Genomic DNA, 8,044 nt, shown 5'->3' with positions numbered 1-8,044 from the left:
CGCCCGTGCCACCGCCGGTTCCGCCACCAGTACCGCCGTCACCGCCGCCTGTGCCACCACCGGTTCCACCGCCAGTACCGCCGTCACCGCCGCCTGTGCCACCACCGTTTCCGCCGCCAGTACCGCCGTCACCGCCGCCTGTGCCACCACCGGTACCACCGCCTGTACCGCCATCACCGCCACCAGTACCGCCTCCGGCACCTGCACCAGCATCCGGCGATGACGCCGCCACGCTGGATTTATGCCCGCCACCACCGCTGCTGCAGCCGCCCAGGCTCATTGCCAGAATCAGGGCCAGCGCGGTACTTGCTTTCCAAAACACGACTTGAGTTTTCATGATTGAGTTCCTTGCACCTGGTACAACCTTGGTTGTTTCAAACCTTCGTTACTTCTTCGGATAACGATAGGTTTGTCCGTGTGGCTATCTCAGGCGAGGGCACTCTTTCACGCAACGCTCAACTTGGTATTAACGATTTATATACATCCGGCCATCGTCGGCTTAATGACTAATACCAAAGGTGTAATGGAAGGGTGTTTCAGGATTTTTATATTAGTAAAATCAAAGTGTTGTAAATAAAGACGGACCTCGTAAGGTCCGCTATAACTTAGGGTGTATATATACAATTAATCAGGGTTTTCAGGCAGTCGGCTGCCACTGCCCCAGCATATGTTGTATATCCCCAGCGCCTTTGAGTTCCAACGTCCCGCTGGAACCGGCCGCGCTGCTCATCAATATCACTTCATTGGGCAGGCGCACCGGCTTCATGAACGCGACGTCGATTTCAATATTGGCGGCCGGTAAGTGTTCTGCCAGCGCCGCGAGAGTGCGCGCCTTGTTCCATAACCCGTGGGCGATGGCCTGGGGAAAACCGAACAACTTCGCGGTCGGGGTACTGAGGTGGATGGGGTTGTAGTCGCCAGACACTCGGGCGTAGCGTCGGCCAATATCAGGGGGGGCTTTCCAGCGCGTCAGTTCGGTGAGCGTTCCTGGAGTCTGCGATCCGCTGTCCGCAGCTTCGCCTTCAACCTTTACGCCCCGACATAGCATTTGGCTTTCGCCCTCCCACAAGAGCCCAAGGGCATCCTCGACAACCGTCACGATGTCAAAGGTGGCCCCCTTGGGATGGGGGCTGAGATTGCGTGCGTAGACACCGACACTCACGTCACCCACGCCACCCAACGGCCGATTAATACGGATGCGATTGCGCAGGTGGATCAACCCCAGCAACGGAAACGGAAAGCTCTTGTCCGTCAGCAGTTGCAGTTGCAGGCCGAACGCGAGGATATGCGGATAAGTCGCCGGCAGCATCGGGCTGTCAGCAAAACCGCACACCTTGCGGTACGCGGCAACGGCGCTGGGGTTGATATGCATCCGGCAGCGCAACCCACGTTCGGGCAGTGAGCTGCCGGTGATCTTGCGCTTGAGCGCCGCACGCCAATACAGCGGCAGTAGAGGTGGGGTGCTGTCCAACGTTTGCCATTGCATGCTTACGCTCCCAGAAGACTTTGCCCACACACCCGCAGCGCTTGCCCGCTGACCGCGCCGGAACCCGGCTGGCTCAGCCAGGCGACGGCTTCGGCCACGTCCTGGGGCAAGCCACCTTGGCCCAGGGAGCTCATGCGGCGCCCGGCCTCGCGCAGGGCGAAGGGAATATGCGCGGTCATCTGGGTTTCGATAAACCCTGGCGCGACGGCGTTGATGCTGATCCCACGCTCCTTCAACAGCGGCGCCCAGGCTTGAGCCAGGCCGATCAACCCGGCCTTGCTTGCGGCATAGTTGGTTTGCCCACGATTGCCGGCGATGCCACTGATAGATGCCAGCAACACCACCCGTGCATTGTCCTGCAGGGTGCCGCTGTCGAGCAGGGCCTTGGTCAGCACTTGCGCAGCCTTGAGGTTGACCGCCAGCACTGCGTCCCAGTATTCCGGGGTCATGTTGGCCAGGGTTTTGTCGCGGGTGATGCCAGCGTTGTGCACCAGGATGTCGAGCCCGTCTGGCAGGTGCTCGATCAGTTGGCGTGCGGCATCTTCGGCGCAGATATCCAGGGCCACCGTGCGTGCATTCAGGCGTGCGGCCAGGGCTTCAAGGTCGGCCTTGGCCTGGGGCACATCGAGCAGAATGACCTCGGCGCCGTCGCGGGCCAGGGTTTCGGCGATGGAGGCACCGATGCCTCGGGCGGCGCCGGTAACCAATGCCTTGCGCCCGGCCAGCGGGCGCGTCCAGTCTTGCACCGGTGTGTCGCAAGCTGACAGGCGAATCACCTGGCCCGATATATAAGCGCTTTTGGGCGAGAGGAAAAACCGCAGCGCGCCCTCCAACTGGCCTTCGGCACCGTCGCCCACGTACAGCAACTGCAGTACGCCACCGCTGCGCAACTCCTTGGCCAAAGAGCGGCTGAACCCTTCCAGGGCGCGCTGGGCGCTGGCGGCGAACGGATCGCTGAGGCTTTCCGGCGCCCGGCCAAGGATCACCAAGTGGGCACTGTGGTCGAGGTTTTTAAGCAGTGGTTGGAAGAATTCGCGCAGCTGCTTGAGCTGGTCGGTGTGCTGCAAACCGCTGGCATCGAACACCACCGCCTTGAGCTTGGGGCCGTGTCCTGGAATCCACGCGGGCGCTGTCGAGGCTTCGGCGCCGTAGCTGTAGACGGCGTCGGTGAGTCGGTTGGCAAATGCCAGCACCTGGGTAGCCAATGCGCCACCGCCCAGCAGCAGCGCACCTTCGACCGGGCGCAGGCGCCCGGCTTGCCAGCGTTCCAGGCGTACCGGTGACGGCAGGCCAATGGCGGCGACCAGGCGATGGCCGAGGCTTGAGTTGGCGAAGTCGATATAACGGTCAGACATGGAACGCTCTCCGAAGGCTGGGGTTCAAAGGTTGACCACCCTGGGGTGGCAGTCGTTCGATTGAGCCTAGGCTAGGCTTGATGATTCCACCCACCACCACGAGGGAGCTTTCCATGACTCAATTGCGCCGTGTAGCGATCATTGGCGGTAATCGCATTCCTTTCGCCCGATCCAATGGCCCCTACGCCACGGCGAGCAACCAGGCGATGCTGACTGCCGCGCTGGAGGGCCTGATCGAGCGCTACAACCTGCACGGCCTGCGCATGGGCGAAGTGGCCGCCGGCGCGGTGCTCAAGCATTCCCGTGATTTCAACCTGACGCGTGAATGCGTGCTCGGTTCGCGCCTGTCACCGCAAACCCCTGCGTACGACATTCAGCAAGCTTGCGGCACGGGGCTTGAGGCGGCGCTGCTGGTGGCCAATAAAATTGCCCTGGGCCAGATCGAATGCGGCATTGCCGGCGGGGTGGACACCACCTCGGATGCACCGATTGGTGTGAATGAAGGGCTGCGCAAGATCCTGCTGCAAGCCAACCGCAGCAAATCCCTGGCAGATAAATTAAAACTCCTGTTACAACTTCGTCCTCATCACCTCAAGCCGCAACTGCCGCGTAACGGCGAACCGCGTACCGGTCTGTCCATGGGCCAGCACTGCGAACTGATGGCCCAGACCTGGCAGATCCCTCGTGCCGAGCAGGACCAGCTTGCGCTGGAGAGCCACCAGAAGATGGCGGCGGCCTACGCCGAAGGCTGGCACAACGATTTGCTCACGCCCTTTCTCGGCCTCACCCGCGACAACAACCTGCGCCCCGACCTGACCCTGGAAAAACTCGCCAGCCTCAAGCCGGCCTTCGAGCGCAGCGAAAAGGGCACGCTCACCGCCGGTAACTCCACGCCGCTGACCGATGGTGCCTCTCTGGTGCTGCTGGGCAGCGAGGCGTGGGCCAAGGAGCGCGGCCTGCCGATCCTGGCTTACCTGCGCGATGGCGAAGCAGCGGCGGTGGATTTCGTCCACGGCGCCGAGGGCCTGTTGATGGCGCCGGTGTATGCGGTGCCACGCTTGCTGGCGCGCAACGGCCTGACCTTGCAGGACTTTGATTACTACGAGATCCACGAGGCCTTCGCCGCCCAAGTGCTGTGCACGCTCAAGGCCTGGGAAGACGCCGACTATTGCAAGACCCGCCTGGGCCTGGACGCACCGCTGGGGTCGATCGACCGCAGCCGGCTCAACGTCAAGGGCAGTTCCCTGGCGGCGGGCCATCCGTTTGCCGCCACCGGTGGGCGGATCGTCGCCAACTTGGCTAAATTGTTGGATGCGGCGGGCAAGGGCCGTGGGCTGATTTCCATTTGTGCCGCCGGTGGCCAAGGCGTGACGGCGATTATCGAACGCTGATTGCCGACAAAATTGGCCCATTGAATGCATTCTCAAGGGGTCAGAGGTCAGTAGCCTCTCCCCCCGGCGAGCCGATTGCCGTATAACGAGTTCCACACGCGTGTTTGGTAATACAGGACCCACAATAAAAGCTGATGAAGACTCCTAAACGCATTGAACCCCTGATCGAAGACGGTCTGGTCGACGAAGTGCTGCGCCCTCTGATGAGTGGTAAAGAAGCAGCTGTTTATGTGGTGCGCTGCGGCAATGAATTGCGTTGCGCCAAGGTTTACAAGGAGGCGAATAAACGAAGTTTTCGTCAGGCATCCGAATACCAGGAAGGCCGTAAGGTCCGTAACAGCCGCCAGGCGCGAGCCATGGCCAAGGGCTCCAAGTTCGGCAAGAAAGAAACCGAAGATGCCTGGCAGAACGCGGAAGTGGCGGCGCTGTTTCGCCTGGCCGGTGCGGGCGTTCGTGTGCCCCAGCCGTTCGACTTTCTCGAAGGCGTGCTGTTGATGGAACTGGTGGCCGACGAATACGGCGATGCGGCGCCGCGTCTGAATGACGTAGTGCTGGAGCCGGACCAGGCGCGCGAATACCACGCCTTCCTGATCTCCCAGATCGTGCTGATGCTGTGCACCGGCCTGGTGCACGGTGACCTTTCCGAGTTCAACGTACTGCTCACGCCTACGGGCCCGGTGATCATCGACCTGCCCCAGGCGGTGGATGCGGCGGGTAACAACCATGCGTTCAGCATGCTGGAGCGCGACGTTGGCAACATGGCTTCCTACTTCGGGCGTTTTGCCCCGGAGTTGAAGAAAACCAAGTACGCCAAGGAAATGTGGGCGCTGTATGAAGCCGGCACCTTGCACCCGGCCAGTGTATTGACCGGTGAGTTCGACGAACCGGAAGAACTGGCGGATGTGGGCGGTGTGATCCGCGAAATCGAAGCGGCGCGGCTGGATGAAGAGCGTCGCCAGGCGATTCGCGCGGCGGATGATGCGCCACCAAGCAAAGTGCCGGACGAGCCACCGCCGCCGCCTTGGATGCAGTAACTTACAGCGACGCTGATCGTTCCCACGCTCTGCGTGGGAATGCATCCCTGGACGCTCTGCGTCCTAAAGCGTGACGCGGAGCGTCGAAAGCGGCATTCCCACGCGGAGCGTGGGAACGATCATTGCGTGCTGTCTGTCAGGCGCAGCAGTTGCCCGCTGCCAACTCCTTGAGGATCGGGCAATCGGGCCGGTGATCGCCCTGGCAGTGCTCCATCAGGTCCTGCAAGGTATCGCGCAGTTGCCCCAGCTCGCGAATCTTGTGGTTCAGCTCGTCGATGTGCTGGCGCGCCAGGGCTTTTACGTCGGCGCTGGCCCGCTGGCGGTCCTCCCACAGGGTCAGCAACTTGCCGACTTCTTCCAGTGAAAACCCCAGGTCTCGCGAGCGCTTGATGAACGTCAGGGTGTGCAGGTCGTCGTGGCCGTACACCCGGTAGCCGCTGTCGGTGCGGTGGGCGGTTTTCAGCAGGCCAATGGATTCGTAGTAGCGAATCATCTTCGCGCTTAGCCCGCTGGTGCGGGCGGCTTGGCCGATGTTCATGGGCGTTGATCCTCCAAGTCTTTGGGTTTCCAGGTTTTCAACAACAGGGCGTTACTCACCACGCTGACGCTGGACAAGGCCATGGCGGCGCCAGCCAGTACCGGGTTGAGCAGGCCGAAGGCGGCCAGGGGAATGCCGATCAAGTTATACACAAAGGCCCAGAACAGATTCTGTCGAATTTTCGCGTAGGTCTTGCGGCTGATCTCCAGGGCGGCCGGCACCAGGCGCGGGTCGCCACGCATCAAGGTGATACCGGCGGCGTGCATGGCCACGTCGGTGCCGCCGCCCATGGCGATGCCGATATCGGCAGCGGCCAGGGCTGGTGCATCGTTGATACCGTCGCCGACCATGGCCACCACGCCGGTTTTTTTCAGCTCGGCCACGGCAGCGGCTTTATAGGCGGGCAGTACTTCGGCATGCACATCGTCGATGCCCAAGGCCTCGGCCACCACCCGTGCACTGCCGTGGTTATCGCCGGTGATCAGGTGGCTGCTGATGTGCTGCGCCTTGAGTTGTTGCACGGCTTGCAACGCGCCGGGCTTGAGCGTGTCGCCAAAGGCAAACAGCCCCAGCACACGGGGTTGCGCGCCTTGTTCGATCAGCCAGGACAAGGTGCGGCCTTCGGCTTCCCATTCCTTGGCTCGCGGGCCTAAATCGCCTGCGTCCAGGCCGGTCTCTTCCAGCAAGCGGCGATTACCCAGCGCCAATGGCCGACCGTCGAGCGTACCGGCAATGCCGCGCCCGGTCAGGGATTGGCTGGCGCTCACATCGGCCACGTCCAAGCCTCTGTCGCGACAAGCATCCAGCACGGCCTTGGCCAGTGGGTGCTCACTGCCGCGCTGCAGGGCGCCGGCCTGTTGCAATAACAGGGCTTCATCGCCATCCACGGCCGCCAAATGCGCAATGTTGGGCGCGCCGGAGGTGAGGGTGCCGGTCTTGTCGAACACTACGGCGCTCACGGCATGGGCGCGCTCCAGGGCTTCGGCGTCCTTGATCAGGATGCCGTGGCGTGCGGCGACGCCAGTGCCGGCCATGATCGCGGTCGGTGTGGCCAGGCCCAGGGCACAAGGGCAGGCGATCACCAATACGGCCACCGCATTGATGATGGCGGTTTCCAGGGATGCGCCATACAGCCACCAGCCCACTACGGTAATCAGCGCCAATACCAGCACGGCCGGCACGAACACCTGGCTGACTTTATCCACCAGTTTCTGGATCGGTGCCTTGGCGGCCTGGGCGTCTTCGACCAGGCGGATGATGCGCGCCAGCACGCTTTCCGCGCCCAGGGCCAGTGTGCGCACCAGCAGGCGGCCTTCACCGTTGATGGCGCCACCGGTGACCGCGTCGCCGGGTTGTTTGGGCACCGGCAGGCTTTCGCCGCTGATCAGGGCTTCATCGGCATGGCTCTGGCCTTCCACCACCTCACCGTCCACCGGGAAGCGTTCGCCGGGTTTGACCAGCACCAGGTCGCCGTGCTTCAACGCACTGATGGCGACGTCTTCTTCACGGCCGTCCTGCACGCGAATCGCACGTTCCGGACGCAAGGCTTCAAGGGCGCGGATGGCGCTGGCGGTCTGGCGCTTGGCGCGGCTTTCCAGGTATTTGCCCAGCAGCACCAGGGCGATCACCACCGCCGAGGCTTCGAAGTACAGGTGCGGCGTCACGCCTGGGGCGGCTGTGAGCCATTCATAGATACTCAAGCCGTAGCCGGCACTGGTACCGATCGCCACCAGCAGGTCCATATTGCCGGCGCCGGCGCGCACGGCTTTCCACGCGGCGACATAGAAGCGCGCACCCAGGATGAATTGCACCGGCGTGGCCAGGGCAAACTGTATCCAGGCGGGGAGCATCCAGTGCAGGCCGAAGGGTTCTACCAGCATCGGCAGCACCAAGGGCAGCGCCAGCAGAATGCCCGCCACCAGCGACCAGCGCTCGCGGCGCAGGCGCCGGGCCTGATCGGCGTCGGTAGCGGTTTCGCTTTGGGGCAGGCTGGCGGTGTAGCCGGCTTTGTCGACGGCGGCGATCAACACGCTGGGGTCCATCTGGCCCTGTACTTCGATGTGCGCGCGCTCATTGGCCAGGTTGACGCTGACACGTTGCACGCCAGGCACTTTGCCCAGCGCGCGTTCGACCCGCCCGGCACAGCTGGCACAGGTCATGCCGCCGATGGGCAGGTCAAAGGTGGTGGATCCATTCATGGGGCAGTCCTCCAGAAGAAGTTGCCACTAGGATCAACCTTA

7 protein-coding genes are annotated in these 8,044 nt (G+C 62.7%); 2 read left to right on the top strand and 5 right to left on the bottom strand.

Going from position 1 to position 8,044, the window contains the following annotated elements:
• The 3 genes from GIV26_RS27185 to GIV26_RS26355 all read right to left on the bottom strand — a co-directional run.
• Positions 1-213: hypothetical protein (locus GIV26_RS27185; protein WP_268943768.1), on the bottom strand; the 213-nt coding region annotated here is incomplete at its 3' end.
• 424 nt (positions 214-637) lie between these two features.
• Positions 638-1,486: a MaoC family dehydratase gene (locus GIV26_RS26360; RefSeq protein ID WP_236282822.1), complete on the bottom strand. Its 849-nt coding sequence runs from the start codon at positions 1,484-1,486 to the stop codon at positions 638-640.
• 2 nt (positions 1,487-1,488) lie between these two features.
• Positions 1,489-2,841, bottom strand: a complete 1,353-nt coding sequence (locus GIV26_RS26355; protein WP_054896414.1) for a 3-oxoacyl-ACP reductase — start codon at positions 2,839-2,841, stop codon at positions 1,489-1,491.
• A gap of 113 nt (positions 2,842-2,954) precedes the next feature.
• Here GIV26_RS26355 and GIV26_RS26350 point away from each other — a divergent pair, with 113 nt between their 5' ends.
• Both GIV26_RS26350 and GIV26_RS26345 read left to right on the top strand, forming a co-directional pair.
• Positions 2,955-4,232, top strand: a complete 1,278-nt coding sequence (locus tag GIV26_RS26350) for an acetyl-CoA C-acetyltransferase (protein ID WP_236282820.1) — start codon at positions 2,955-2,957, stop codon at positions 4,230-4,232.
• A gap of 134 nt (positions 4,233-4,366) precedes the next feature.
• Entirely contained in the window at positions 4,367-5,266 is a 900-nt protein-coding gene (locus tag GIV26_RS26345) for a PA4780 family RIO1-like protein kinase (RefSeq protein ID WP_014716761.1), read from the top strand.
• A 136-nt stretch (positions 5,267-5,402) separates the two neighbouring features.
• On the opposite strand, the gene cueR is transcribed toward GIV26_RS26345, so the two are convergent.
• Both cueR and GIV26_RS26335 read right to left on the bottom strand, forming a co-directional pair.
• Positions 5,403-5,804, bottom strand: coding sequence for a Cu(I)-responsive transcriptional regulator (gene cueR, locus GIV26_RS26340; protein ID WP_003188242.1), 402 nt, complete (start codon positions 5,802-5,804; stop codon positions 5,403-5,405).
• A complete protein-coding gene (locus tag GIV26_RS26335) occupies positions 5,801-8,002 on the bottom strand; it encodes a heavy metal translocating P-type ATPase (RefSeq protein ID WP_034125898.1) in 2,202 nt (733 codons plus the stop codon). Before GIV26_RS26335 ends, cueR begins: the two co-directional genes overlap by 4 nt.
• Positions 8,003-8,044 lie beyond the last annotated feature (42 nt).

This window comes from Pseudomonas sp. PA-1-3F (assembly GCF_021609665.1).
Lineage (GTDB): Bacteria > Pseudomonadota > Gammaproteobacteria > Pseudomonadales > Pseudomonadaceae > Aquipseudomonas > Aquipseudomonas paracarnis.
The sequence above is the reverse complement of the archived record's forward strand: the minus strand, read 5'-3'. Positions and strand labels throughout refer to the sequence as shown.